Source organism: Micromonospora sp. NPDC093243 (genome assembly GCF_044753725.1).
Lineage (GTDB): Bacteria > Actinomycetota > Actinomycetes > Mycobacteriales > Micromonosporaceae > Micromonospora.
The window spans coordinates 59,803-82,815 of sequence record NZ_JBIVNT010000013.1; the positions used below are offsets into that span (position 1 = coordinate 59,803).

26 protein-coding genes and 1 riboswitch are annotated in these 23,013 nt (G+C 73.5%); of the genes, 19 read left to right on the forward strand and 7 right to left on the reverse strand.

Features of this window, described 5'->3' with window-relative positions; translation table 11 throughout:
* The first annotated feature begins 33 nt into the window (after nucleotides 1–33).
* The 13 genes from ACIP9D_RS31510 to ACIP9D_RS31570 all read left to right on the forward strand — a co-directional run bounded on the left by ACIP9D_RS31510 (nucleotide 34) and on the right by ACIP9D_RS31570 (nucleotide 9,867).
* Nucleotides 34–504, forward strand: coding sequence for a MarR family transcriptional regulator (locus tag ACIP9D_RS31510; protein ID WP_350874491.1), 471 nt, complete (start codon nucleotides 34–36; stop codon nucleotides 502–504).
* Nucleotides 505–789: 285 nt separating this feature from the next.
* The gene (locus ACIP9D_RS31515) at nucleotides 790–1,431 is read left to right on the forward strand and encodes a CDP-alcohol phosphatidyltransferase family protein (RefSeq protein WP_350874490.1); all 642 of its coding nucleotides are present in this window, start codon (nucleotides 790–792) and stop codon (nucleotides 1,429–1,431) included.
* Nucleotides 1,428–2,384, forward strand: coding sequence for a DUF881 domain-containing protein (locus ACIP9D_RS31520; RefSeq protein WP_350874489.1), 957 nt, complete (start codon nucleotides 1,428–1,430; stop codon nucleotides 2,382–2,384). Before ACIP9D_RS31515 ends, ACIP9D_RS31520 begins: the two co-directional genes overlap by 4 nt.
* Nucleotides 2,381–2,713, forward strand: coding sequence for a small basic family protein (locus tag ACIP9D_RS31525; RefSeq protein ID WP_350874488.1), 333 nt, complete (start codon nucleotides 2,381–2,383; stop codon nucleotides 2,711–2,713). Before ACIP9D_RS31520 ends, ACIP9D_RS31525 begins: the two co-directional genes overlap by 4 nt.
* Nucleotides 2,714–2,723: 10 nt before the next feature.
* Complete coding sequence (locus ACIP9D_RS31530) at nucleotides 2,724–3,707, forward strand: DUF881 domain-containing protein (RefSeq protein ID WP_350874487.1); 984 nt, start codon at nucleotides 2,724–2,726, stop codon at nucleotides 3,705–3,707.
* A gap of 59 nt (nucleotides 3,708–3,766) precedes the next feature.
* Nucleotides 3,767–4,147, forward strand: coding sequence for a glycine cleavage system protein GcvH (gcvH, locus tag ACIP9D_RS31535; RefSeq protein WP_350874486.1), 381 nt, complete (start codon nucleotides 3,767–3,769; stop codon nucleotides 4,145–4,147).
* 215 nt (nucleotides 4,148–4,362) lie between these two features.
* Nucleotides 4,363–4,815 (forward strand): FHA domain-containing protein, encoded by a 453-nt coding sequence (locus tag ACIP9D_RS31540; protein ID WP_007071101.1) that lies wholly within the window; start codon nucleotides 4,363–4,365, stop codon nucleotides 4,813–4,815.
* Between the two features lie 50 nt (nucleotides 4,816–4,865).
* The gene (locus ACIP9D_RS31545; RefSeq protein WP_350874518.1) at nucleotides 4,866–5,561 is read left to right on the forward strand and encodes a MerR family transcriptional regulator; all 696 of its coding nucleotides are present in this window, start codon (nucleotides 4,866–4,868) and stop codon (nucleotides 5,559–5,561) included.
* A 194-nt stretch (nucleotides 5,562–5,755) separates the two neighbouring features.
* Complete coding sequence (locus ACIP9D_RS31550) at nucleotides 5,756–6,220, forward strand: bifunctional nuclease family protein (RefSeq protein ID WP_120331353.1); 465 nt, start codon at nucleotides 5,756–5,758, stop codon at nucleotides 6,218–6,220.
* Nucleotides 6,221–6,433: 213 nt separating this feature from the next.
* A complete protein-coding gene (locus tag ACIP9D_RS31555) occupies nucleotides 6,434–7,030 on the forward strand; it encodes a MerR family transcriptional regulator (protein ID WP_350874485.1) in 597 nt (198 codons plus the stop codon).
* A 503-nt stretch (nucleotides 7,031–7,533) separates the two neighbouring features.
* Nucleotides 7,534–7,932 carry a group 1 truncated hemoglobin gene (locus ACIP9D_RS31560; protein WP_350874484.1) on the forward strand — a complete coding sequence of 133 codons (399 nt, stop codon included), beginning with the start codon at nucleotides 7,534–7,536 and terminating at the stop codon, nucleotides 7,930–7,932.
* Nucleotides 7,933–7,934: 2 nt separating this feature from the next.
* Entirely contained in the window at nucleotides 7,935–9,119 is a 1,185-nt protein-coding gene (locus ACIP9D_RS31565; protein ID WP_350874483.1) for a globin domain-containing protein, read from the forward strand.
* A gap of 52 nt (nucleotides 9,120–9,171) precedes the next feature.
* The gene (locus ACIP9D_RS31570; protein ID WP_350874482.1) at nucleotides 9,172–9,867 is read left to right on the forward strand and encodes a cell division protein DivIVA; all 696 of its coding nucleotides are present in this window, start codon (nucleotides 9,172–9,174) and stop codon (nucleotides 9,865–9,867) included.
* A 68-nt stretch (nucleotides 9,868–9,935) separates the two neighbouring features.
* Here the strand turns inward: ACIP9D_RS31570 and ACIP9D_RS31575 are convergent, their stop codons facing one another.
* Nucleotides 9,936–10,586: an NAD(P)H-binding protein gene (locus ACIP9D_RS31575; protein WP_350874481.1), complete on the reverse strand. Its 651-nt coding sequence runs from the start codon at nucleotides 10,584–10,586 to the stop codon at nucleotides 9,936–9,938.
* 50 nt (nucleotides 10,587–10,636) lie between these two features.
* Between ACIP9D_RS31575 and ACIP9D_RS31580 the strand changes: the two genes are divergently transcribed.
* Nucleotides 10,637–11,530 carry an NAD-dependent protein deacetylase gene (locus ACIP9D_RS31580; RefSeq protein WP_350874479.1) on the forward strand — a complete coding sequence of 298 codons (894 nt, stop codon included), beginning with the start codon at nucleotides 10,637–10,639 and terminating at the stop codon, nucleotides 11,528–11,530.
* 108 nt (nucleotides 11,531–11,638) lie between these two features.
* A riboswitch (glycine riboswitch) is annotated at nucleotides 11,639–11,737 on the forward strand.
* Between the two features lie 73 nt (nucleotides 11,738–11,810).
* Nucleotides 11,811–14,633, forward strand: a complete 2,823-nt coding sequence (gene gcvP, locus ACIP9D_RS31585; RefSeq protein ID WP_350874478.1) for an aminomethyl-transferring glycine dehydrogenase — start codon at nucleotides 11,811–11,813, stop codon at nucleotides 14,631–14,633.
* Between the two features lie 115 nt (nucleotides 14,634–14,748).
* On the opposite strand, the gene ACIP9D_RS31590 is transcribed toward gcvP, so the two are convergent.
* Complete coding sequence (locus tag ACIP9D_RS31590) at nucleotides 14,749–14,949, reverse strand: DUF5999 family protein (protein WP_350874477.1); 201 nt, start codon at nucleotides 14,947–14,949, stop codon at nucleotides 14,749–14,751.
* Nucleotides 14,950–15,110: 161 nt separating this feature from the next.
* Here ACIP9D_RS31590 and ACIP9D_RS31595 point away from each other — a divergent pair, with 161 nt between their 5' ends.
* Entirely contained in the window at nucleotides 15,111–16,334 is a 1,224-nt protein-coding gene (locus ACIP9D_RS31595; RefSeq protein WP_400451371.1) for a chorismate-binding protein, read from the forward strand.
* On the opposite strand, the gene ACIP9D_RS31600 is transcribed toward ACIP9D_RS31595, so the two are convergent.
* Together ACIP9D_RS31600 and ACIP9D_RS31605 are read right to left on the reverse strand one after the other, a co-directional pair.
* Nucleotides 16,279–17,091, reverse strand: coding sequence for an ABC transporter permease (locus tag ACIP9D_RS31600; protein WP_350874473.1), 813 nt, complete (start codon nucleotides 17,089–17,091; stop codon nucleotides 16,279–16,281). The two genes, ACIP9D_RS31595 and ACIP9D_RS31600, sit on opposite strands and share 56 nt — an antisense overlap.
* The gene (locus tag ACIP9D_RS31605) at nucleotides 17,088–18,047 is read right to left on the reverse strand and encodes an ATP-binding cassette domain-containing protein (RefSeq protein WP_350874472.1); all 960 of its coding nucleotides are present in this window, start codon (nucleotides 18,045–18,047) and stop codon (nucleotides 17,088–17,090) included. The genes ACIP9D_RS31600 and ACIP9D_RS31605 overlap by 4 nt, the downstream gene beginning before the upstream one ends.
* Nucleotides 18,048–18,128: 81 nt before the next feature.
* On the opposite strand from ACIP9D_RS31605, the gene ACIP9D_RS31610 reads away from it, so the two are divergent.
* Together ACIP9D_RS31610 and def are read left to right on the forward strand one after the other, a co-directional pair.
* Entirely contained in the window at nucleotides 18,129–18,917 is a 789-nt protein-coding gene (locus tag ACIP9D_RS31610) for a TetR/AcrR family transcriptional regulator (RefSeq protein WP_350874471.1), read from the forward strand.
* Nucleotides 18,918–18,927: 10 nt separating this feature from the next.
* Nucleotides 18,928–19,434: a peptide deformylase gene (gene def, locus ACIP9D_RS31615; RefSeq protein ID WP_350874470.1), complete on the forward strand. Its 507-nt coding sequence runs from the start codon at nucleotides 18,928–18,930 to the stop codon at nucleotides 19,432–19,434.
* An 8-nt stretch (nucleotides 19,435–19,442) separates the two neighbouring features.
* Here def and ACIP9D_RS31620 read toward each other — a convergent pair whose 3' ends face one another.
* The 3 genes from ACIP9D_RS31620 to ACIP9D_RS31630 are packed head-to-tail and all read right to left on the reverse strand — an operon-like array spanning nucleotide 19,443 to nucleotide 21,945.
* Nucleotides 19,443–20,213: a GNAT family N-acetyltransferase gene (locus ACIP9D_RS31620; protein ID WP_350874468.1), complete on the reverse strand. Its 771-nt coding sequence runs from the start codon at nucleotides 20,211–20,213 to the stop codon at nucleotides 19,443–19,445.
* Between the two features lies 1 nt (nucleotide 20,214).
* Complete coding sequence (locus tag ACIP9D_RS31625) at nucleotides 20,215–20,988, reverse strand: TSUP family transporter (RefSeq protein ID WP_350874467.1); 774 nt, start codon at nucleotides 20,986–20,988, stop codon at nucleotides 20,215–20,217.
* Nucleotides 20,989–21,042: 54 nt separating this feature from the next.
* On the reverse strand, nucleotides 21,043–21,945 hold the full coding sequence (locus tag ACIP9D_RS31630; protein WP_350874465.1) for a LysR family transcriptional regulator: 903 nt from the start codon (nucleotides 21,943–21,945) through the stop codon (nucleotides 21,043–21,045).
* Between the two features lie 251 nt (nucleotides 21,946–22,196).
* On the opposite strand from ACIP9D_RS31630, the gene ACIP9D_RS31635 reads away from it, so the two are divergent.
* Nucleotides 22,197–22,976, forward strand: a complete 780-nt coding sequence (locus tag ACIP9D_RS31635; RefSeq protein WP_350874463.1) for an endonuclease/exonuclease/phosphatase family protein — start codon at nucleotides 22,197–22,199, stop codon at nucleotides 22,974–22,976.
* Nucleotides 22,977–23,013 lie beyond the last annotated feature (37 nt).

The window sequence follows — 23,013 nt, forward strand, 5'->3', positions numbered from 1 at the left end:
GGGCACGAGCGGGACGATGGCAGGGGACATCGGATGGAGCGACCTCCGGATCTCGCCGCGGCGATCGACGCCGCCGCCGAAGTGCTGGTCGGTGTGCTCGACTCGGCCGCCTCCCGGCACCACATCTCGGTCTCGCCGACCCAGTTGCGGGTGCTGTCGTTGATCAGCAGCCGGCCGGGGACGAACGTCAACCGGCTGGCCGAGCTGCTGGACGTGGTGCCCTCCTCGGCGAGTCGGCTGTGCGACCGGTTGGAGGCCACCGGGCTGCTGCGTCGGGTGGCGGACCCGCGGGACCGGCGCGAGGTGCGGCTGCGACCCACCGCGGCGGCCGAGAAGCTGCTGCGCGAGTTGACCGAGCGGCGGCACCGGGCGGTGCAGGCGGTACTCGACCGGATGCCGCCCCGCGCCCAGCACGAACTGCTGCTCGCGCTGCTCGCGTTCGGCCAGGCCGCCGCGCCGGCTGCCGACCAGCAGCAGACCGGCTCGGCTGTGCGCACCGCCTGACCCTTCGACTAGTGTCCTAGGACGCCTTACGCGAGGTGACCTCCGCCACATCAGAGAAGGCAGACCGCAAGCCGGCGCTCGGGGCAGCGGCCCTGCACCGACGGCCCGATATAGTGGCAGCGCAACTCACTCGGCCCGCGATCGTCGATCGTGGGCCGACTTCAGGCGAAGGTCCCGTTCCACGGGGCCGCAGGGGGCGCCGGCGGTTGCCGGCCCGACAGCGCGCACGTCCTTTGCAGCGCCCGACGATCGCCGGGCGTCGAGGCGTGCCGTGGAGGAGGTTCGGTGTCGCGTCGGCCGGCTGGGGCAGGGCATTCCGAGGCCTCGGGCGGCACGGACGGTGCGGCGGCCGGGGACCGGGTGCTCACGCTGCCCAATCTGATCAGCTTCGTACGCCTGCTCGGCGTGCCGCTCTTCCTCTATCTCCTCCTGGTGCCACACGCGGACGTCGCCGCGGTCGTGGTCCTCGCCATCGGTGGGACCACCGACTGGGTCGACGGCTGGGTCGCCCGCAGGCTGCGCCAGGTGAGCCGGCTGGGTGAGCTGCTCGATCCGCTCGCCGACCGGCTCTACATCCTCGCCACGCTGATCGCGTTCACCGTGCGCGACGTGGTGCCGTGGCAGTTCACCGCGGCCCTGCTGGCCCGGGAGCTGCTGCTGCTCGGTTCGCTGGCGGTGCTGCGTCGCTACGGCTACGGCCCGCCGCCGGTGCACTACGTCGGCAAGACCGCCACCTTCCTGCTGCTGGCCGCGTTCCCGACCCTGCTGCTGGCGACGGCGGTGTCCGGGGCGGCGACGGTGGCCGGCGCCATCGGCTGGGGGCTGGCCTGGTGGGGTCTGGTGCTCTACTGGGTCGCCGGCGCGATGTACGTCATCCAGGCGGTCCGGCTGGTCCGGGCGGCCCGCGGCCGGGGAGCGCCGGCATGAGCGGCGACCGGGACGCCGGCACGGGCGCCGGCCGGGACGAGCGCGAGCGCCCCGCGCGGGTGTTCACCCCTGACTTCCTCACCGAGCTGTTCCGCAACCCGCTCGACCCGGGGTACGCCGACGCGGCGGCCCGCCGTCGGGAGAACCCGCCGCCGGCCTGGCGGACCCGTTCGGCCCGTACCGTCACGGTCGTCGTGCTGTTGCTGCTCGGCTTTCTGCTGGCGGTGGCGTACCGGCAGACGTTGGAGGACGAGCCGGGGCGCAGTCAGGCCCGCTCCGGGCTGGTGGCCCAGATCAAGGAGCGGGAGAGCGCCACCGACCAGCTCTCCGCGCGCGCCGATCAGCTGCGCGAGGAGGTCAGCCGGGAGCGGGACGCGGCGCTGAGCGGCTCGGCCGCGGCGCGGCTACGGGACCTGGAGGCGGGCACCGGGGTGGGTCGGGTGCGCGGCGACGGGGTGGTGGTCCGGTTGGCCGACGCCCCGGGCAACGCCGACGCGGTGACCGGTGCGGGCGCCGGTCCGCCCCGGGTGCTCTACAGCGACCTGCAGGGGGTCGCCAACGCCCTGTGGGGCGCCGGCGCGGAGGCGATCGCGATCAACGGGCAGCGGCTGACGGCGACGTCGACCATCCGCTCGGCGGGGGAGGCGATCCTGGTCGACTTCCGGCCGGTGACCGGGCCGTACGAGGTGTCCGCGATCGGGCCGGGGTCGATGAAGCGCCGCTTCGAGCAGAGCCGCAACGCCGCGTTGATGCGGGAGGTGGCCGAGAAGACCGGCCTGTCGTTCGGCGTGCGGGACGCCGACGACCTCACCTTGCCGGCGGCTCCCGAGCCGCAGCTACGCTACGCGGAGCCACCGGCCAGCCCGAGCCCCTCTGCGTCGGGTGACCGGTCCGCAAGTCCCGGGTCGTCCGGCTCGGGGACGTCTCCCAGCCCCTCCGGAGGTGGTCGATGATCGCGGTGCTGGCGCTGGTCGCCGGTGTGGTTCTCGGGGTTTGGCTCGATCCCACCGTGCCCGCGGCGTTGCAGCCCTACCTGCCGATCGCGGTGGTGGCCGCGCTGGACGCGGTCTTCGGTGGGGTGCGCGCGAAGCTCGACCGCATCTTCGACGACAAGCAGTTCGTGGTGTCGTTCATCTCGAACGTGCTGGTGGCGGCGTTGATCGTTTACCTGGGGGACCAGTTGGGCGTGGGCGGGCAGCTCTCCACGGGTGTCGTGGTCGTGCTGGGGGTGCGGATTTTCGGAAACGTGGCGGCGATCCGTCGGCACCTGTTCCGGGCGTAGGTTTGTGGCGATGAGCGACGAGCAGACCGAGACCGGCACGGGATGGCCGCAGCCGGCGGGTCCGGCGCGGCCGGCGGGCCCGGCGGGTGAGCCGGATCCGCGGCCGGACGCGCCGGATCCGGACGAGTTGAGCCCGTTGGTGCCGGACGCGCCGGTGGACGAGCCGGAGCCGGTGGAGCGACCCGGCGAGGGCGGGCAGCCAGTCGAGGACGCGACGGTGGATCTGTCCCGGGCCGTGTCGGGAGAGAGCGCGGCCGGGGTGACGGGCGACGACTCGTCGACGGTGTCGGCGGCGCGGTCCCGGTTCTCGGCGGCGGGGGTGATGATCGCCGTGTTGCTGGCGCTGCTGGGGTTCACCCTGGTGGTGCAGTTGAAGACGACGTCGGCGGATCCGACGTTGGGCGCGACGCGGCAGGAGGACCTGGTCCGGATCCTGTCGGACCTGGACGCCCGGGAGAACCGGCTGCGGCAGGACATCGCGGCGTTGGAGGAGAGCCAGCGGCAGTTGCGCTCCGGTGAGCAGGGGCGGCAGGCGGCGTTGGACGAGGCGACGCGGCGGGCGGACGAGCTGGGCATCCTGGCCGGCACGCTGCCGGCGACGGGGCCGGGGTTGACGGTCGAGTTCAAGGCGGGCGCGAAGCCGGTCTCGGCGACCCGGGTGCTGGACGCGGTGCAGGAGCTGCGGGGCGCGGGCGCGGAGGCGATGCAGATCTCCGGTGGTGATCGGGCGACGGTGCGGATCATCGCGTCGACGTACTTCCTGGACGGGGAGAACGGGTCGTTGGTGGTGGACGGGCGGCGGTTGACCGGGCCGTACACGATCACGGTGATCGGTGATCCGGCGACGATGCGCACGGCGTTGACCATTCCTGGTGGGGTGGTGGCGTCGGTCCAGGGTGACGGCGGTACGGTGACCCCTGAGGAGCATGAGGCTGTCGAGGTTTCGGCGCTTCATGCACCGATCAAGCTGGAACACGCCCGTCCGGTCTCCTGACCGGCGCGGCCGCGCCGGGCCGGGTGGCTCGGCGCACCGATGGATGAAGGACGCGTCTGGTGATTCCTGAGGATCTGCGGTACACCGCCGAGCACGAGTGGGTGGCGGGTGACGGCACGGGCACGGTCCGGGTCGGCATCACGCACTTCGCGCAGGACGCGCTGGGTGACATCGTGTACGTCCAGTTGCCGGAGCCGGGTGCCGTGGTGGCGGTCGGTGAGTCGCTGGGTGAGATCGAGTCGACGAAGAGCGTGTCGGAGATTTACGCGCCGGTGGCCGGCACGGTGGCCGCGCGCAACGACGCGCTCGGTGACGCGCCTGAGGCGATCAACACGGACCCGTACGGTGCGGGTTGGTTGGTGGAGATCACTCCGGCTGATCCGACGGCGGTGGACGGGTTGTTGACCGCGGGCGCGTACCGCGAGCTCACTGAGAGCTGAGTCTGCTTGATCCGGTGCGCCCGTCGAGTCCGCGCGTCCGGTTGCCCTGCATTTCGGCGCTGGCTAGGCTCGCCCAGTCGACCGAGAACCCAAATAGTTGAGCGTTGCGGAATTGCCTTCCCTGGCACGGGGAGCCAGCCGCCGGGTGTGCGACTGCCCGGCGGCCAGACCCGCCATCACCCGACGCCGACCGAACAGATCCGTGAGGTGGTCCCATGACGCGGCCAGACGACGAGTTCCCCCCGCTCGACGTCACTTCGACGCTCAATCTCGGTTCGCTCGACGAAGTGCTGGAGGGGCCGGACACCGATGTGGTGCCGAGCCGGATGTCCGGCTCGTTGCCGCCGGGAATGGCGCTGCTGGTGGTTCGTCGCGGCCCGAACGCGGGCGCCCGGTTCCTGCTCGACCACGATGTGACGACCAGTGGCCGGCACCCGGACAGTGACATCTTCCTGGACGACGTGACGGTATCCCGGCGGCACGCGGAGTTCCACCGTGACGGTGGCACGTTCACCGTGCGCGACGTGGGGAGCCTCAACGGCACGTACGTGAACCGGGAGCGGGTCGAGGCGGCCACGTTGAGCAATGGTGACGAGGTGCAGATCGGCAAGTTCCGGGTGGTGTTCATCGCCGGTCCGCGCCCGGAGGAGGAGGCCGGCCGGGGGTGAACGAGCCTGCGGCCTCCACGCCACCGGGGGCGGCCCGGTCCCAGCCGCTGATGAGCATCGGTGAGGTGCTGGGGCAGTTGCGGGTGGACTTCCCGGACGTCACGATCTCGAAGTTGCGGTTCCTCGAGGCCGAGGGGCTGGTCGAGCCGCAGCGGACGGCGGCGGGTTACCGGAAGTACAGCTGGGACGATGTGGCGCGGTTGCGGTTCGTGCTGACCGCGCAGCGCGACCAGTACCTGCCGTTGCGGGTGATCCGGGAGCAGCTGGCCGAGTGGGACGCGTCCGGGGACGCGCCGGAGCGGTCGCGGCCGATGTTGGTCGCGGTGGGCCCGTCTGGCGAGGTGCCGGGCCGGGAGGAGCCGGTCGAGTCGCCGGAGGTGCGGCTCGGCCGGTCGGATCTGGTGGCGCGCAGCGGAATCGACGAGTCGACGCTGGGCGAGTTGGAGCGCCTCGGCGTGGTGGTGTCGGATCCGCCGGGCTGGTACGACGGGGACGCGTTGATCATCGCTTCGGCGGTGGCGGGTCTGGCGGCGTACGGGTTGGAGCCGCGGCATCTGCGCGGTTACCGCTCGGCGGCGGATCGGGAGGTCGGTCTGTTCGCTCAGTTGGTGGCGCCGTTGGCTCGGCAGAGTGATCCGGCGGCGCGGGCCAGGGCGGCGGAGACCGCGCGGGAGTTGGTGGCGTTGTCGCAGCAGTTGCATGCGGCGTTGGTGCGGGTGGGGTTGCGTTCGACGCTGGGCCGGTGAGGTGTGTGCCGGTGCGCTGCGGTGGTGGTCGAGCGGAAAGATCTGCTCCGGGAAGCGTGTCGTAGGCTTGCCGGGGTAACCCCTTTCTGGCGCGGGCGTGGTGCGGGTAGCGCATGGGACGGCCGTGTCGCGGTCCGTGTACCGTGCAGGGAAGGGCGCGGTGCGGCGTAGGTGACAACGACACGGAGGCGGCGGTGCGCGAGCTGAGCGTGGTCGGGGTTCGGGTGGAGCTGCCCAGTAACCAGCCGATCGTCCTGCTCAGGGAGGTCGAGGGGGACCGCTATCTGCCGATCTGGATCGGTGCGGTGGAGGCGACGGCGATCGCTTACGAGCAGCAGGGGGTCAAGCCGGCCCGACCGTTGACGCATGATCTTCTGCGCGACGTGTTGGCGGCGCTGGAGGCGCCGTTGCGGGCGGTGGAGATCACCGAGCTCAAGGAGAACGTGTTCTACGCGGACCTGTTGATCGGTGACGGGGTGCGGGTGTCGGCGCGGCCCAGCGATTCCATCGCGTTGGCGTTGCGGGTGGGGGCTCCCATTCGTTGTGCCGAGCAGGTCCTCAGCGAGGCGGGGATCGTCATCCCGGACGAGCAGGAGGACGAGGTGGAGAAGTTCCGCGAGTTCCTGGAGCAGGTGCGTCCGGAGGATTTCGCGGGCTGAGCGGCGGGTCCGTGGGGTCACGGGCAGCTGGTCGTCTTTCCCGGGCGTCACGGTCGGTGACGTCTCGCGTGTGTGGTGATCTTTCGCGTGGCTGCGCGGCGTGTCGCGGTCGTTCCTCCGTGGTAACCCTTGAAGGTCGCTATAGGGTTGCCGTGTCGAGGGGTGCGCGTCCCGGAAACGGCGCGTCACCACACTGGCGGGGAGGTTGTCCGGATGCACGAGCCGCGGAATTCCGATCCGGGTACGGAACTGGACGAGCCGGGTATGGCGCCGCCGGGATCGGCGACGGACAGTGACGGTTCGGTGGGCTACCGGGGTGTGACCGCGTGTCAGGCGGTGGGCATCAGTTACCGCCAGTTGGACTACTGGGCGCGTACGTCGTTGGTGGTGCCGAGTGTGCGCGACGCGTCGGGCTCGGGCACGCAGCGGTTGTACTCGTTCCGCGACCTGGTGGTGTTGAAGGTCGTGAAGCGGTTGCTGGACGCCGGGGTGTCGTTGCAGAACATCCGCAAGGCGATCGAGGCGTTGCGCTCGCGCGGGGTCGAGGACCTGGCGGGCATCACGCTGATCTCGGATGGGACGACGGTGTACGAGTGCCGTTCCCCGGAGGAGGTGGTCGACCTGTTGCAGGGTGGCCAGGGCGTGTTCGGCATCGCGATCGGTGGGGCGTTCAAGGAGATCCAGGGTTCGTTGTCGCATCTGCCGGCGGAGCCGGCGGCGGGGGCGGGTTCCGGGGAGCCGGCGGTCCCCGCTGCGGATCCGGTGGGCGACGAGTTGGCCGCGCGGCGGGCGCGGCGGCGGGCCGGCTGAGTCCGGCGTCTTTCCCCGGCGTGGCGGGGAACCTCTTTTCGGGCGATGGCGTGGTGACGCTGTGTTCCGGGCGCCGATTGGTGCTGTTCGCCTGATCCGGGTTGGTGCGGGCTGCGCCAGGGTGTCCCGATCCGGGTCGCTGGGCGACCTGCCGGTGGCCGGTGCGGGTTACATCATCGGTGGTCAGCGGCGGTTTCCGCAGGTTGCGCGATGGTCCGCGCGGCCTCACCGTCCAGGGTGGAGGAAGCCGCCGTTCACCGTCCACTGAGGATCACCACCGGTACGCGGGCCGTTTCGCTGCGTGGCAGCGGTGGTGACGGTGTGTGCGTGGGCGCTGTCGGGAATCTGATAGGGGGGCCGTGACCGGCGGCCGTCGGCACGCTATGGTCCGACACGGCCCATTTGGTGCCGATGTCAGCGGGACCGCGTCATCGCGTGCCGACGGGCCGATGCCCCTCCGCGCCGACCCCGCGCGACCACCCTCCACCCTGGAAGGAACGACCGTGACGGTTACGGAAGAAGCCACCCCCGTCTCGCACTACGAGCGCATTGGTGGTGCCAGCTCGGTGAAGGCGGCCGTCGAGCTGTTCTATGACAAGGTGCTCGCCGACCCGGACCTCGCCGGCTACTTCGCCGACGTGGAGATGGTGGGTCAGCGCCGGCACCTGGCGTTGATGCTGACCGTGGTGCTCGGCGGCCCGAACGAGTACACCGGCCGCGGGCTGGCCGAGGCGCACCAGCCGTTGAACATTCCGGTCGCGCACTACGCCAAGGTGGGCGAGCACCTGATCGCGACGCTGACCGAGCTCGGCGTCCCGCAGGACGTGCTGGCGGACGTGCAGACGGTCCTCGGCGAGGTGCAGGGCCAGGTGGTGGCCAGCGGGAACTCCTCGGGCGTCTGAGCGTGGACGTCGCCCGACTCAAGCAGAGCTGGTCCGCGGTCGCCGCGCACGGCGACCAGGTGCCGCTCTACTTCTATTCGACCCTGTTCCTGGCCCATCCCGAGACCCGGCAGATGTTCCCGACGAACATGGCCGGTCAGCGGGACCGGTTGGTCACCGCGCTGGGGCACATCGTCACCAACGTCGACCAGCTGGACCGGCTGGTCGGGTTCCTGCAGGACCTCGGCGCGGACCACCGCAAGTTCGCGGTGCGCGCCGAGCACTATCCGGCGGTGGGCGAGGCGCTCATCGCCACGTTGCGGCATTTCCTCGCTGAGCAGTGGACCGACGAGCTGGCGCAGGACTGGACGGCCGCGTACGGGCTGGTCGCGCAGGTGATGACCGAGTCCGCGCAGGCGGCGGAGTCGGTGAACCCGCCGTGGTGGGTGGCGGAGATCGTGGCCCATGAGCGGCGGGGCTTCGACGTGGCGGTGCTGACGTTGCGTCCGCAGTACCTGCTGCCGTTCACCCCGGGGCAGTCGATCGGGGTGTCGCATCCGTCGGTGCGGTCGTGGCGGTACTACTCGCCGGCGAACGCGCCGCGGGCGGACGGCACGTTGGAGCTGCACGTGCGGGCCGCGCCGGGTGGCGCGGTCTCCTCCCGGCTGGTGTACGGGACGTCGGTGGGTGACCAGATCCACCTGGCCGCGCCGGTGGGGGATCGGTTGACCCTCTGGTCGGCCGGGTCCAGCGACCTGTTGCTGCTGGCCGGCGGGACCGGTTGGGCGCCGGTGAAGGCGTTGGTGGAGCAGGTCGCGGCGGAGGGTTCCCGCCGCCGGGTCGACCTGTACGTGGGGGCCCGTTCACGCAGCGAGTTCTACGACACCGACGCGATCGACAAGTTGGCGTCGTCGTTCCCGTGGTTGACGGTGACGTACGTGGTGGGTGCGGACCCGCAGCGGCCGGGGGAGTTGATGCAGGCCGTGGACCGGGCGTTGGCCGACGGTGACTGGCGGACCCGGCACGTGTACGTGTGCGGATCCGACGAGATGGTCACCCACTCGGTGCAGGCGTTGACCCGGGCCGGCTACCACGCCGGTCAGCTGCATCACGAAGGGCTCGGCAAGCACTGGTACGGCCCGGCGTGGCGGACGGCCGTGGAGCCGTCGTCCACCACCACTGACAACTCGGAGAGGGGGGCTCGGTGAGCGCGAGGAGTGAGCTTGCGAGCCCCGCAGCCGCGAACGGAAGGCGGGTCCGGTGAGCGCGACCCCGATCAGCAGGTACGACGGGATGCAGGTCTCCGGCGGCGTGCAGGTGCGGATGACGGCCGACCGGGCGCGTCGGTGGGAGTTCGGGGCCGCGCCGTTCACCCGGCGCGGTTACGACAACGCCGAGGTGGACCGGTTCCGGTTGCAGGTGGCCGACGAGCTGGACGTGTTGGCGGCGCAGATCGCGCACCTGCGGGCGGAGAACGAGCGGCTCAACGACCGGGTGGAGCTGCACCGGCACGGGGTGATCCCAAGCAAGGGTGAGGCGTCGAATGTGCCGGCGGCGAAGGAGGTGAATCTGCTCTCGGCGGCGCAGCGGGAGGCCGAGCAGATCATCGCGCAGGCGCACGACTACGCCCGGCGGGTCGCCGAGTACGCCCGGGTCCAGTACGAGAGCTACATGCGGGCGGCGGCGGAGGAGGCGAAGCAGGAGGCCGAGCGGGCGGTGACGGAGTACCGCAGCGCGGCCGGGCCGAGCTTCGACGACACGGTCGCCACCCGGGAGGCGCTGCGGATCTTCGGCGAGATGATGATCTCGCACATGCAGGCCGCGGCGCGGCATCTCGACGACGGCAGTGAGCATCTGGCCCGGACGATGGACCGGATCGCGAAGGAGACCCCGGGGGCGCCGTTCGTCGCCGGTGGGCCGCAGCCGGCGGCGTTGCCCCGGCACCAGCAGCGCTGAACGGTCTCCGGTCGGCCTGCGGTTCCGCGCGGGCCGACCGGAGCCGCAGGTGGCGGCCCGGAGGGTGGTCAGGCGGTGGCGAGCGCCTCGCCCAGTGGGGTGTTCCCGCCGACGAGTTCCAGGATCCGCCCGGCGCTGTCGGGCCGGTCGAGCAGCGCGAGCAGCACCTGGGCGACGTCGGCGCGGGTGACGGCGCCGCGCGGCGCGTGCCGGGCCAGGGTGATCCGTCCGGTCGGCTGCTCGTCGGTGAGGCGCCCGGGGCGTAGCACCGTCCAGTCCAGGTCGCGGGCGGTCACGTCGTCCTCGGCGGCCTTCTTCGCCCGCAGGTAGGCGGCGAACACCTCGTCGGTGCCGGGCGCCGGGTCGCGTTCCACGCCCATCGAGGAGACCAGCAGGTAGCGGCGGACGCCGGCGCGCTGCGCGGCGTCGGCGAGCAGGCCGGCGGCGGCCCGGTCGACGGTGTCCTTGCGGGCGGCGCCGCTGCCCGGGCCGGCGCCGGCGGCGAAGACCACCGCGTCGGCGTCGGCGAGGTGCCCGGCGACCTCGGCGACGTCGGTGTGCTCCAGGTCGCAGACGACCGGTTCGGCGCCCGCCGCGGTCAGCGCCGCGGCGTGTTCGGGGTTGCGGATCAGGCCGACGGCGGTGTCCCCGCGCCCGGCGAGTTGCCGCTCCAACAGTAGGGCGATCTTGCCGTGGCCTCCGGCGATGACGACGCGCATACCCGCCAACCTAGCCCGCCGGTGGGCGCGGGGGCGCGGGCTGAGGCAGCATGGACGCCGTGACGGAGACGATCGACGCGCTGGCCGAGCGGATGGCCGGCGGTGGTGTCGTGGTGCTGAGCGGGGCGGGGCTCTCCACCGAATCGGGCATCCCGGACTACCGGGGGCCGAGCGGGGTGGCCCGCCGGCACACCCCGATGACCTACCAGGTGTTCACCCGTGATCCCTTGGCGCGGCGCCGCTACTGGGCGCGCAGCCACCTGGGGTGGCGGCTGATGGCCGGGGCGCTGCCCAACGACGGGCACCGGGCGGTGGCCCGGCTGCAGCAGCACGGCCTGGTCGACGCGGTGATCACCCAGAACGTCGACGGGCTGCACACCGCCGCGGGCAGCCCAGGCGTGGTGGAGCTGCACGGCCGCCTCGACGAGGTGGTCTGTCTCGACTGCGGCAACCAGACCTCACGCGAGGAGCTGGACCGGCGGCTGCGGGAGGCGAACCCCGGGTTCGACGCCCGGGTCGCGGCCGTCAACCCGGATGGTGACGTGGACCTCGACGAGGCGGCGGAGGCCCGGTTCCACGTCGTCGACTGCACGTTCTGCGGCACCGGCACGCTCAAACCGGACGTGGTGTTCTTCGGCGAGACGGTGCCCGCCGCGCGGGTGGCGCGCTGCTTCGAGCTGGTCGAGCGGGCCCGGCTGCTGCTGGTGCTGGGCTCGTCGTTGACGGTGATGTCGGGCCGCCGGTTCGTGCTGCGCGCGGCGAAGCTCGGCATCCCGGTGGTGATCGTCAACCAGGGGCCGACCCGCGGTGACGGGTACGCGGCGCTGACCGTCGACGCGCCGCTGGGCCGGCTGCTGACCGGGCTCGCCGAGCGCGCCGCCGGTGCGGGGCGGCCCGGTGCGGTGCCCGCCGGGCTCGACGCCACCGCGCCGGTAGCCGGCTGACCGCCCCCCGGCGGGCCACGGTGGGGGCGTACGCGGGCCCCGATGATCACACTTGGGGGTACGACATCGGCCGGAAACATGCGCGCTGGTAGCGTTGGCATTGCCGGTAACACCCACGTGGGAGAGACCGCCCAACAGCACCCGGGGCGGCGCCGAAGGGGCAAATCCTCCCCGGAACCTCTCAGGCAAAAGGACCTCGTGGGTCAGGCACTGTGGAGCGCTGCGCGGCGCGACAGAGGGGGAGGCCGACCTGTCGACCTCGCCCTCGGGAGCGCCGCCCATGACCACAGAGCAGTTCGCCACCCGTCACATCGGTCCCGACCCCGACGGTGAGCGCCGGATGCTGCAGGCCGTCGGCTACGACTCGATCGACGAGTTGATGGACGCGGCGATCCCCGAGGTGATCCGCTGGCACGGCACGCTGGATCTGCCGGAGCCGGCCAGCGAGGCCGAGGCGCTCGCCGAGCTGCGCGCGCTGGCCGCCCGTAACACGGTCGCCGTCTCCATGATCGGCCTGGGCTACCACGGCACGCACACCCCGGCGGTGATCCGCCGCAACGTGCTGGAGGACCCGGCCTGGTACACCGCCTACACCCCGTACCAGCCGGAGATCAGCCAGGGCCGCCTCGAGGCGCTGTTGAACTTCCAGACTATGGTCACGGACCTGACCGGGCTGGCCACCGCGAACGCCTCGATGCTCGACGAGGGCACCGCCGCGGCCGAGGCGATGACCCTGGCCCGCCGCGCGTCGAAGAGCAAGAGCCCGGTGTACGTGGTCGACGCCGACGCGCTGCCGCAGACCATCGCGGTGATCGCCAGCCGGGCCGAGCCGCTCGGCATCGAGGTGCGGGTGCTCGACGTCGAGCGTGACGAGTTGCCGGCGGAGTTCTTCGGCCTGCACCTGCAGTACCCGGGGGCGTCCGGGGCGGTACGCGAGCACGCCGGGCTCATCGAGGCGGCGCACGCGGTCGGGGCGCTGGTCACCGTCGCCGCGGACCTGCTCGCGTTGACCCTGCTGCGCGCGCCCGGGGAGGTCGGCGCCGACATCGCCGCCGGCACCACCCAGCGCTTCGGTGTGCCGATGGGCTTCGGTGGCCCGCACGCCGGCTACCTGGCGGTGCGCTCCGGGCTGGAGCGGATGCTGCCCGGGCGCCTGGTCGGGGTGTCGAAGGACGCCGACGGCAACCCCGCCTACCGGCTGGCGTTGCAGACCCGTGAGCAGCACATCCGTCGGGAGAAGGCGACCAGCAACATCTGCACCGCGCAGGTGCTGCTCGCGGTGATGGCCGGCATGTACGCCGTGTACCACGGCCCGGACGGGCTGCGCGCCATCGCCCGGCGTACCCACGAGATGGCGGCCCGGCTCGCGGCCGGCCTGCGCGCCGGCGGGGTGGAGGTCGCGGACGTCGCGTTCTTCGACACCGTCGCCGCGACGGTGCCGGGGCGCGCCGGCGAGGTCGTCGCGGCGGCCGCCGGGCGCGGGGTGAACCTGCGGCTGATCGACGCCGACCGGGTCGGGGTCTCCTGCGACGAGACGACCACCGCCGCGCACCTGGCGGCGGTGTGGGCCGCGTTCGGCGTGGCCGGGGTCGCCGGGGACGTCGACGCCGCGCTGCCGGCCGAGCTGCGCCGCTCGTCGGACTTCCTCACCCACCCGGTGTTCCGCAGCCACCACTCGGAGACGGCGATGCTGCGCTACCTGCGCCGGCTGTCGGACTTCGACTACGCCCTGGACCGGGGCATGATCCCGCTCGGCTCGTGCACCATGAAGCTCAACGCGACCACCGAGATGGAGCCGGTGAGCTGGGCCGAGTTCGCGCACGTGCACCCGTTCGCGCCGGCGGAGCAGACCGCCGGCTACCGGGAGATGATCGGCCAGCTGGAGGGGTGGCTGGCCGAGCTGACCGGCTACGACGCGGTCAGCGTGCAGCCCAACGCCGGCTCCCAGGGTGAGCTGGCTGGCCTGCTGGCCATCCGCGCCTACCACCGCGACCGCGGTGAGCAGCACCGCGACGTGTGCCTGATCCCGTCGTCGGCGCACGGCACCAACGCGGCCAGCGCGGTGATGGCCGGCATGCGGGTGGTCGTGGTGGCCTGCGACGACGAGGGCAACGTCGACCTCGTCGACCTCGACGCGAAGATCGACAAGCACCGGGACGCGCTCGCCGCGATCATGGTGACCTACCCGTCCACCCACGGGGTGTACGAGACGGGCATCGCGTCGCTGTGCGCGAAGGTGCACGACGCCGGCGGGCAGGTGTACGTCGACGGGGCGAACCTCAACGCGCTGGTCGGGTTCGCCAAGCCGGGCCAGTTCGGCGCGGACGTGTCGCACCTGAACCTGCACAAGACGTTCTGCATTCCGCACGGTGGCGGCGGGCCGGGCGTCGGGCCGGTGGCGGTGCGCGGGCACCTGGCGCCGTTCCTGCCCGGCGACCCGCTGGGTGGGCAGGTGGAGGGCCGGCCGGCGATCTCCGCGGCCCGGTACGGCTCGGCGGGGATCCTGCCGATCCCGTGGGCGTACCTGCGGATGATGGGCGCGTCGGGGCTGACCCGGGCGACCGGGGTGGCGGTGCTGGCGGCGAACTACGTGGCGGCGCGGCTGCGGGATCACTTCCCGGTGCTGTACGCCGGCAACAAGGGCCTGGTGGCGCACGAGTGCATCCTGGACCTGCGGCCGCTGACCAAGGCGACCGGGGTGAGCGTCGACGACGTGGCCAAGCGGCTGATCGACTACGGCTTCCACGCGCCGACGATGTCGTTCCCGGTGGCCGGGACGCTGATGGTGGAGCCGACCGAGAGCGAGGACCTGGCCGAGCTGGACCGGTTCTGCGACGCGATGATCGCGATCCGGGCGGAGATCGACAAGGTGGGCGCCGGCGACTGGCCGGCGGGGGACAATCCCCTCGCGAACGCGCCGCACACCGCGGCGATGGTCAGTGGCGACGAGTGGCCGCACGCGTACCCGCGGTCGGTGGGCGCGTACCCGGCCGGGGTGGACCGGGCGGGGAAGTACTGGCCGCCGGTGCGGCGGATCGACGGGGCGTACGGCGACCGGAACCTGGTCTGCTCGTGCCCGTCGCCGGAGGCGTTCGAGAGCTGACGGCGCGCGCCGGGGCGGTCATGCGCCGCCCCGGCGGGGTCGACCTGGGCGTGGTTGTCCCGTACCGGGGAACTAGCCTGGTCGACGCTGGCAGGTGTTACGCAGCGTGTTCGTGTCAGGCCACGAGGGCGTGGCGGGCGGGGCCACGGTGCGGGGCGATGCAGCTGCCGTCGGGGAGCAGCTCGCCGGTGTCCTCGAAGACGATGACACCGTTGCAGAGCAGGCTCCAGCCCTGTTCACGGAAGCAGGCGATGACCCGGGCGGCTTCCCGGTCAGTCGCGTCGGCGGAGGGGCAGGTCGGTTGGTGCTGGCACATCGGGTTCTCCGGACTGTGGGGGCACTGTGTCATGGTTCACATGACCAGTGACGCACAGTACCAAGCGAAAGTGGCCAACATCGAGCAGGTGTACGCGTGGGTGGCGCGAATCCACTGAACGGACGAGGGAGAATGGGCCGGACGGCGTGGATACCCTTCCAATTGCGGTGATCGATGTGCCGGGGGCGCCGGCCGGGTGCCGCGGCACCCTGGTCGAACGGGCCCGCTGGGAGTGGCGTCCGGCCGACGGCGGCGACCCCGCCGCCACCGCGCAGGAGTTCCTCGCCGCGCACGGGCTGCCCCTGGACGACCTGGGCCGCCCGGCCCCTGGCCACGACCCGGCCGGGCCGTGCGGCGCCGCCCTCTACGTCTCCGCGGCCGCCGGCGCGCTGCTGGCCGGCGCGCCGCCCGGCGCGGCCAACCCGGCGCCCGCCCTGCCGGAGGTCGCCGTGGTCGTGTACGGCCACGCGGACCAGCCGGCCCCACCCGCCCGCCCGGCCGCCGGGCGCTGGTGGCTCGGCGACTGGGCGGAGAGTTGGCGCCCCGCCGAGCACGCCGCCGCGGTGCGGGCGGTACGCGAGGCCATCGGCCGCGGCGACGTCTACCAGGTCAGCGTCGTCGGGCACGCCGCCGCCCGGTACGCCGGCGACCCGCTGCCGGCGCTGGCCCGCCTCGGCGCGCTGCCCGGCGCCCGCTACGGCGGCACCCTGACCGGCGCCGGGTGGGCCATCGGCTGCGCCTCACCGGAGACGCTGATCGAGCTGACCGACGGGCGGCTGGTCACCCGCCCGATCAAGGGCACCCGGCCGGCCACCGCCATCGGCCGGCGGGAGCTGCTGGCCAGTGCGAAGGAACGCGCCGAGCACGTGATGATCGTCGACCTGGAGCGCAACGACCTGGCCCGGGTCGCCCGCACCGGCTCGGTCCGGGTCGACGAGCTCTTCGCGGTGCGCCGCTGGTGCGACCTGTGGCAGGCCGAGTCGACCGTGTCGGCGCGGGTCGGCGACGGCCTGGGCCTGGCCGACCTGCTGCGCGCGGTCTGCCCCGGCGGGTCGGTGACCGGCGCGCCGAAGCGCGCCGCGCTGGAGCAGGTCGCCGCCTTGGAGCCGGTGGGCCGCGGGGCCAGCATGGGCGGGCTCGGCTGGGTGGCCCCCGGGCGCATCGACCTGGGCCTGACCATCCGCACCGCCGCCGCCGACGCCGAGCGGCTGCACGTCTGGGCCGGCGGCGGCATCACCTGGGGCAGCGAGCCGTGGGCGGAGGTGGCCGAGGCCGCGGCGAAGACCGTCCCGGTGCGCGCCGCCCTCGCCGGCCACGCAGCCACCGGAGTCAACGGCTCAGCTGCCGGTAGCGGCGCACCGACAGGGGCAGGAACACGGCGATGAGCAGCACCGGCCACGCCACCGCGAGGGCGAGCGCGTGCTGCGCGGCGAACGACTCCCCACCCCAGCCGGGGTTGCCGAACAGCTCCCGGCAGGCGGCCACGGTCGCCGACAGCGGGTTGAACTCGGCGATCGCGGCGAGCCAGCCCGGCATGGTCTGCGGGGCGACGAACGCGTTCGAGGTGAACCCGACCGGCCAGACGAGGATCTGCAGCACCATCACCGACTCCGGTCGGCGCAGCACCAGCGCCAGGTGGATGCCGACCCAGATCAACGCGAACCGCAGCAGCAGGAGCAGCCCCACCGCCGCCATGGCGTCGCCCAGCCCGTTGTGCCACTGCCAGCCGACCAGCCGGCCGCAGGCCAGCATGACGGCCAGGCCGGCGGCGGAGTGCAGCAGGTCCGCGGCCGCGCGGCCGGTGACCACCGCGCTGCGGGCCATCGGCAGGGACCGGAACCGGTCGGTGACGCCCCGGGCGGTGTCGGTGGCCACTGCGGTGTAGCTGGTCTCGAGGCCGAAGGCCATGGTCATGGCGAACATGCCGGGCAGCAGGAACGCCGGGTAGTCTCCGCCGCCGGGCACCGCGATCGCGCCGCCGAAGAGGTAGCCGAACATCAGCACCAGCAGCACCGGGAAGAGCAGCCCGATGATCAGCTCCCCGGGTTGCCGGGCCCAGTGCGTCATCGCCCGGCCGGTCAGCACGAGGGTGTCGGCCACGGCCCAGCGCAGCCGGCGCGGGGCGAGGGAGAGGCTGCTCATGCCGGCACCTGCTCGCGCTCGCCGGTGAGGCGCAGGAACACCTCGTCGAGGGTGGGACGGCGTACCGCCACGTCGGCGGCGCGCAGCCCCGCCTCGTCCAGGCCGCGCAGCACCGCGCTCAGGGCGGTGACCCGGTCGCCGACCGGCACGCTGACCCGCAGGGCGCCGGCGTCGACGTCGCAGGTCGCGGCGGTGCTCGCGGCGATCACCGCGGCGGCGCGCGGCAGGTCCTCGGCGCGCGGCAGCAGCACGTCGAGCCGGTCGCCGCCGAGGGCGTCCTTGAGCTGTTCGGGGGTGCCGGCGGCGACGACCCGGCCGGCGTCGACCACCGCGACGGTGTCGGCGAGCTGGTCGGCCTCCTCCAGGTACTGGGTGGTCAGCAGGACGGTGGTGCCGTCGGCGGCCAGGGCGCGGACGGCGTCCCACATCTCGCTGCGCCCGCGCGGGTCGAGCCCGGTGGTGGGCTCGTCGAGAAAGAGCACCGGCGGGGCGAGGATCAGGCTGGCGGCCAGGTCGAGGCGACGGCGCATCCCACCGGAGTAGCCGGCGACCGGCCGGGCCCCGGCCTCGGTCAGGGCGAAGCGGTCGAGCAGTTCGTCGGCGCGGGTCCGGGCGGCGCGCCGGGTCAGGTGGTGCAACCGACCGAAGAGCACCAGGTTCTGCCGGCCGGTGAGCACCTCGTCGACCGCGGCGTGCTGCCCGACGAGTCCGATCGCGGCGCGCACCCGGTCGGGGTGGCGCGCCACGTCGTGCCCGGCGACCCGGGCCCGGCCGCCGTCCGGGCGCAACAGCGTGCTGAGGATCCGCACCGCGGTGGTCTTGCCGGCGCCGTTCGGACCGAGCAGCCCGCACACGGCGCCGGCCGGCACCGTGAGGTCCAGCCCGGCCAATGCGGTGGTGCCGCCGTAGCGCTTGCGCAGCCCCTCGGCCTCGATGGTTGGTGTTCCGCTTCGCATCCCGTGCTCCTCCCGACGTGCGCCGTGCGCCGTACGACGTACCGTACACCGTACGGTAAGCGCGTCGGTAGAGTCCGGGGAGTGACCACGGAGTACAGCGGCACCGGCGACCCCGCGCGCAGCCTCGCCCTGCTCTGGCGCACCCGGGAACCGGCCAGCCGCCGAGGTCGCACCGACCTCACCGTCGACCGGATCGTGCGGGCCGCCATCGAACTCGCCGACGCCGAAGGCCTCGCCGCGCTCTCCATGCGCCGGGTCGCCGAGCGCCTCGGCGTCGGCACCATGTCGCTCTACACGCACGTGCCGGGCAAGGGCGAACTGCTCGACCTGATGCTCGACACCGTCTACGGCGAGACCGTCTCGCCCGACGCGCCGCCCACCGGCTGGCGGGCCCGACTGGAGGACGTCGCCCGGCAGAGCTGGGCGCTCTACCTGCGCCACCCCTGGCTGCTGCAGGTGGCCACCACCCGCCCCCCGCTGGGGCCCAACCTGATCGCCCGCTACGAGCGGGAGCTACGCGCCGTCGACGGCATCGGCCTGACCGACCTGGAGATGGACGCCGTGGTCACCCTCATCGGCGGGTTCGTGCACGGCGCGGTACGCGGCGCGGTCGAGGCCGCGCAGGCCGCCGAACGCACCGGGATGACCGAGGAGCAGTGGTGGGGGGCGCACGCCCCGTACCTGGAGAAGGCGATGGACCCGCGCCGATTCCCGCTCGCCGCCCGGGTCGGCGCCGCGGCCGGTGAGGAGTACCAGGCGGCCAGCGACCCGGCCCGCGCGTTCGAGTTCGGCCTGGCCCGCATCCTCGACGGCATCGAGACGCTGGTCGGCGACCGCCCGGGCGCAGCCGCCCCGTCCGCCGGCGGTTAACCTTTCCGACATGACGATGCGCCCCATCCGGATCATCGGCGACCCGGTGCTGCGCACCTCGTGTGCGCCGGTGACCAGCTTCGACGCCGAGCTGCAGGCCCTGGTCAGCGACCTCATGGACACCCTGCTCGGCGCGCCCGGCCGGGCCGGCGTGGCCGCCCCGCAGATCGGGGTCGACGCCCAGGTGTTCGTCTACGACGCCGACGGGCACCGCGGTCACCTCATCAACCCGACCCTGGAGCTCTCCGACGAGTTGCAGGACGACGACGAGGGCTGCCTGTCCATTCCCGGGCTGTACTTCCCGACCCAGCGGGCCCTGCACGCCACCGCGCGCGGCTTCGACCAGCACGGCGAGCCGTTGACCATCTCCGGCAGCGGCTTCCTGGCCCGCGCCCTGCAGCACGAGACCGACCACCTCGCCGGGCGGCTCTACGTGGACACCCTGCGCGGCGAGACCCGCCGGCGGGCGCTGCGGGAGATCCGGGCCGGACGCTTCGACTCACCGAGCCGCCGCTGACCCGCGCCCTACCGCCGAGCGGTCAGCGAGTACTCGCCGTAGTCGGCGACGGTGGTGAAACCGAGACGCTCGTAGAGCCGCACCGCGGCGGTGTTGTCCGCCCGCACGTTCAGGCTGACGTGCTCGACGGTGCCGAGCAGCCGCCGGCACAGCGCGGCCACCACCGCGCTCGCCACGCCACGCCCCCGCACCGCCGGGTGGGTGGTGACGTTGCCCAGCGCCGCGACCCGGTACGTCGGTGACCAGACGTGCACGCCCGCCACCGCGACCAGCGCGTCACCGTCGCGCACGCCCAGGTACTGGCCGGTGTCCAGCATCCGCGGATCGAACCAGTTGCCCGGGTACGCCTCGGCGTAGAGCGTCTGCAGCCGCGGCAGGTCCGCCGCCCCCAGTGGCTCCCCGGCGGGCGCGACCAGGGCCAGCCGCGCCGGGTCGGTCAGCGCCATCTTGTGGTGCGCGGCGCCGCCCGTGTGAAACCACGGGGACAGCGCCGCGTCCAGTCCGGGGGAGAGGTGCGCGTACAGCCGGGCCGGCAGCAGCGGGCCCAGCTCGCCGAGGAGCGCGGCCAGCTCGGCGACGTCCGGCGGCGCGGCGAACGCCAGCAGCGTCGGCGGGTCCGCGCCGTGATAGAGCAACGCCACCTGATCGCCACGGCGGAACCACGAGGTGTACGGCCAGAAGAAGTCGTCCAGGTCGCCGAGCTGGTAGGCGTGCAGCACCGGATCGCGGCCCAGCAGCCCGGCCAGCACCTCCCGGTCGTGCTCGGCCCGCACCGGCATGTCAGCCCGCCAGCCACTGGTCGTAGCCGAGCTTGCCGACCAGCGCCAGCACCACCACCAGCAGCACGATCCGCACGAACCCGGCGCCTCGGCGCAGCGCCATCCGCGCCCCGAGCACCGCCCCGGCGATGTTGCACACCGCCATCCCCGCGCCGAGCAGCCACCACACGTGCCCGGTCGCCGCGAACACCACCAGCGCGCCGAGGTTCGTGCCGGCGTTCACCACCTTCGCCATCGCCGAGCCGTGCACGAAGTCCGCGCCGATCAGCGCGGTGAACGCCAACACCAGGAACGTGCCGGTGCCCGGGCCGATCAGCCCGTCGTAGAGGGCGATGCCCACGCCGGCGACCGCGATCGCGACGACCACCCGGGTCGGGGTGCGCCGCTGCGGCGCGGCCACCACCCCCAGCCGGGGGCGCAGCAGCACGAACACCGCCACCGACAGCAGCACCACCAGCACCACCGGCCGGTACGCCGAGGCCGGGACCGAGCCGGCCAGCGCGGCGCCCAACCCGGCGCTGAGCACCGCGAGCCCCGCGGCCGGCCCGACCACCCTCCAGTCGACCTTGGTGCGCCGCGCGTACGTCGCCGCCGCCGTGGCGGTGCCGGCGATCGCGGCGAGCTTGTTCGTGCCCAGCGCGGTGGCCACCGGCAGACCCGGCGCCCCCACCAGCAGCGCCGGCAGCAGCAGCAGACCCCCGCCGCCCACCACGGCGTCCACCCAGCCGGCCATCGCGGCGGCGGCGAGCAGGGTGGTCAGCGATACGGGGTCCACGGCCGGCAATTCTTCCCACCCGCCCACCACACACGCCGCCGCCTGTGGCCAGCCTCACCCGGCGTGGGGACCGGCGACGGCGCGCAGCGCGCTCAGCAGGGTGTGCACGGCCGGGGTGGCGGGGGCGGACTCGCGCAACGCCGCCCAGATCACCCGGACCGGCCGCGGATCGCGCACCGGCCGCACCCGCACCGCCGGGTGCACCCCACCCAGCCCGGTCTCCGGCAGCAGGCTGACACCCAGCCCGGCGGCCACGAACCCCTGCGCGGTCGGGTAGTCCTCGCTCTGCACCACCACCCTCGGGGCGAAGCCGGCCGCGGCGCACGCGGCCAGCACCACGTCGCGGCACGGGCCCGGCCCCTCGCTGCCCACCCACGCTTCGTCGGCCAGCTCGGCCAGCTTCAGCACCCGCCGATCGGCGAGCCGGTGCCCGGCCGGCAGCACCGCCCGGTAGGCGTCGTCGCACAGGTGCACGAAACGGATCCCGTCCACCGGCGGCGCGTCCGCCGCGCGTACCACCAGGGCCACGTCGGCGAGCCCGTCGCGCACCTGCGGCAACGGGTCCTCCGCCTCGGCCAGCCGCAACTCGACCCGGACGCCGGGCAGCTCGCGGCGCAGCGTCGCCACCGCCGGGGCGACCAGGCTCGCGCCGACCGTGGCGAAGTAGCGCAGCGCCACCCGACCGGCCCGACCCGCCCGCAGGTCGTCGAGCCCCGCCTGCGCCTCGGCCAACTGCTCGCCGATCACCGCCGCGTACCCGGACAGCAGCCGCCCGGCCTCGGTCGGGCGTACCCCCCGCCCGGAGCGCTCCAGCAGCTGCGCCCCGGCCTCGCGCTCCAGGACGGCCAGCTGCTGGCTCACCGCCGACGGGGTGTAGCCCAGCTCCCGCGCGGCCGCGCTGACCGACCCGCTGACCACCACCGCCCGCAGCACCTGCATCCGCCGCACATCCAGCATGCAGCGCAGCTTAACGACACCCGGGAAAGCTGCTGCCCGGCTAACGAGACGCGACGGGGAGCGGGCCACCGGCCGACCAGGCTCACCCCGGGTCGGGCGCCGGTCACCCGGCGAACCCCGGCGGCGCGCTCACCGGCCCCGGCGACGCCGCAGCCACACGCCCACGGCGCCCACCATCACGAACACCAGCACGGAACAGAGCAGCACCTTGACCACCCGGCAAGAGTGCCACGGGGACGTAGGGTGCAGGAGTGCGCCTGGCCACCTTCAACCTGCTGCACGGTCGCTCGCTCACCGACGGGCTCGTCGACCCCGACCGGCTCACCGCGGCCGTCACCGCGCTCGACGCCGACGTGCTCGCCCTGCAGGAGGTCGACCGGGACCAGAGCCGCAGCGGCCACCTCGACCTCACCGCCATCGCCGCCCGCGCCCTCGACGCCCCGCACCACCGCTTCGCCGCCGCCGTCGTCGGCACCCCCGGCGAAGGATTCCGCCCGCTCAACCACGACGACGACGGCCACGGCGAACCCTGCTACGGCATCGGGCTGATCAGCCGCTACCCCGTACGCACCTGGCAGGTCACCCGGCTCAAGCCCGCGCCGGTGCGCTCCCCGGTCTACGTCCCCGGCCCCGGCCGCGGGCTCGTCCTGCTCCACGACGAACCACGGGTCGTGCTCGCCGCCGTCCTGGACACCCCCCACGGGCCGCTCACCGCCGCCGCCACCCACCTGTCCTTCGTACCCGGGTGGAACCTGCGTCAACTGCGCCAGGTCGTCCGCGCGCTGCGGGCCCTGCCGGCGCCGCGCGTCCTGCTCGGCGACCTCAACCTGCCCGCCGGCGTGGTCCGGGCGGTCTCCGGCTGGCGGCTGCTGGGCCGCCGCCCCACCTACCCGTCCGGGGAGCCCCGGGTGCAGCTCGACCACATCCTCGCCGACCGGCACGCCCACCACCGGCTGCCCCCGGTCACCGCCGTCAGCACACCGCTGTCCACCATCTCCGACCACCGGCCCCTGCTGGTCGACCTCGGCTGACACCGTCAGCGGCGGCGGGGGAGAGGACCCCTTACTG

Bases quoted from the DNA above. Each gene is read 5' to 3' on its own strand.
- ACIP9D_RS31545 (WP_350874518.1), top strand. From the start codon at position 4,866: ATGAGCATCGGTGAGGTGCTGGGGCAGTTGCGGGTGGACTTCCCGGAC.
- ACIP9D_RS31620 (WP_350874468.1), bottom strand. From the start codon at position 20,213: ATGCCGGTGCGGGCCGAGCACGACCGGGAGGTGCTGGCCGGGCTGCTG.
- ACIP9D_RS31525 (WP_350874488.1), top strand. From the start codon at position 2,381: ATGATCGCGGTGCTGGCGCTGGTCGCCGGTGTGGTTCTCGGGGTTTGG.
- ACIP9D_RS31590 (WP_350874477.1), bottom strand. From the start codon at position 14,949: ATGTGCCAGCACCAACCGACCTGCCCCTCCGCCGACGCGACTGACCGG.
- ACIP9D_RS31605 (WP_350874472.1), bottom strand. From the start codon at position 18,047: ATGCGAAGCGGAACACCAACCATCGAGGCCGAGGGGCTGCGCAAGCGC.
- ACIP9D_RS31630 (WP_350874465.1), bottom strand. From the start codon at position 21,945: ATGCTGGATGTGCGGCGGATGCAGGTGCTGCGGGCGGTGGTGGTCAGC.
- ACIP9D_RS31520 (WP_350874489.1), top strand. From the start codon at position 1,428: ATGAGCGGCGACCGGGACGCCGGCACGGGCGCCGGCCGGGACGAGCGC.
- gcvP (WP_350874478.1), top strand. From the start codon at position 11,811: ATGACCACAGAGCAGTTCGCCACCCGTCACATCGGTCCCGACCCCGAC.
- ACIP9D_RS31600 (WP_350874473.1), bottom strand. From the start codon at position 17,091: ATGAGCAGCCTCTCCCTCGCCCCGCGCCGGCTGCGCTGGGCCGTGGCC.
- ACIP9D_RS31580 (WP_350874479.1), top strand. From the start codon at position 10,637: ATGGACGCCGTGACGGAGACGATCGACGCGCTGGCCGAGCGGATGGCC.
- ACIP9D_RS31510 (WP_350874491.1), top strand. From the start codon at position 34: ATGGAGCGACCTCCGGATCTCGCCGCGGCGATCGACGCCGCCGCCGAA.
- ACIP9D_RS31540 (WP_007071101.1), top strand. From the start codon at position 4,363: ATGACGCGGCCAGACGACGAGTTCCCCCCGCTCGACGTCACTTCGACG.
- ACIP9D_RS31575 (WP_350874481.1), bottom strand. From the start codon at position 10,586: ATGCGCGTCGTCATCGCCGGAGGCCACGGCAAGATCGCCCTACTGTTG.
- ACIP9D_RS31555 (WP_350874485.1), top strand. From the start codon at position 6,434: ATGCACGAGCCGCGGAATTCCGATCCGGGTACGGAACTGGACGAGCCG.
- def (WP_350874470.1), top strand. From the start codon at position 18,928: ATGACGATGCGCCCCATCCGGATCATCGGCGACCCGGTGCTGCGCACC.
- ACIP9D_RS31530 (WP_350874487.1), top strand. From the start codon at position 2,724: ATGAGCGACGAGCAGACCGAGACCGGCACGGGATGGCCGCAGCCGGCG.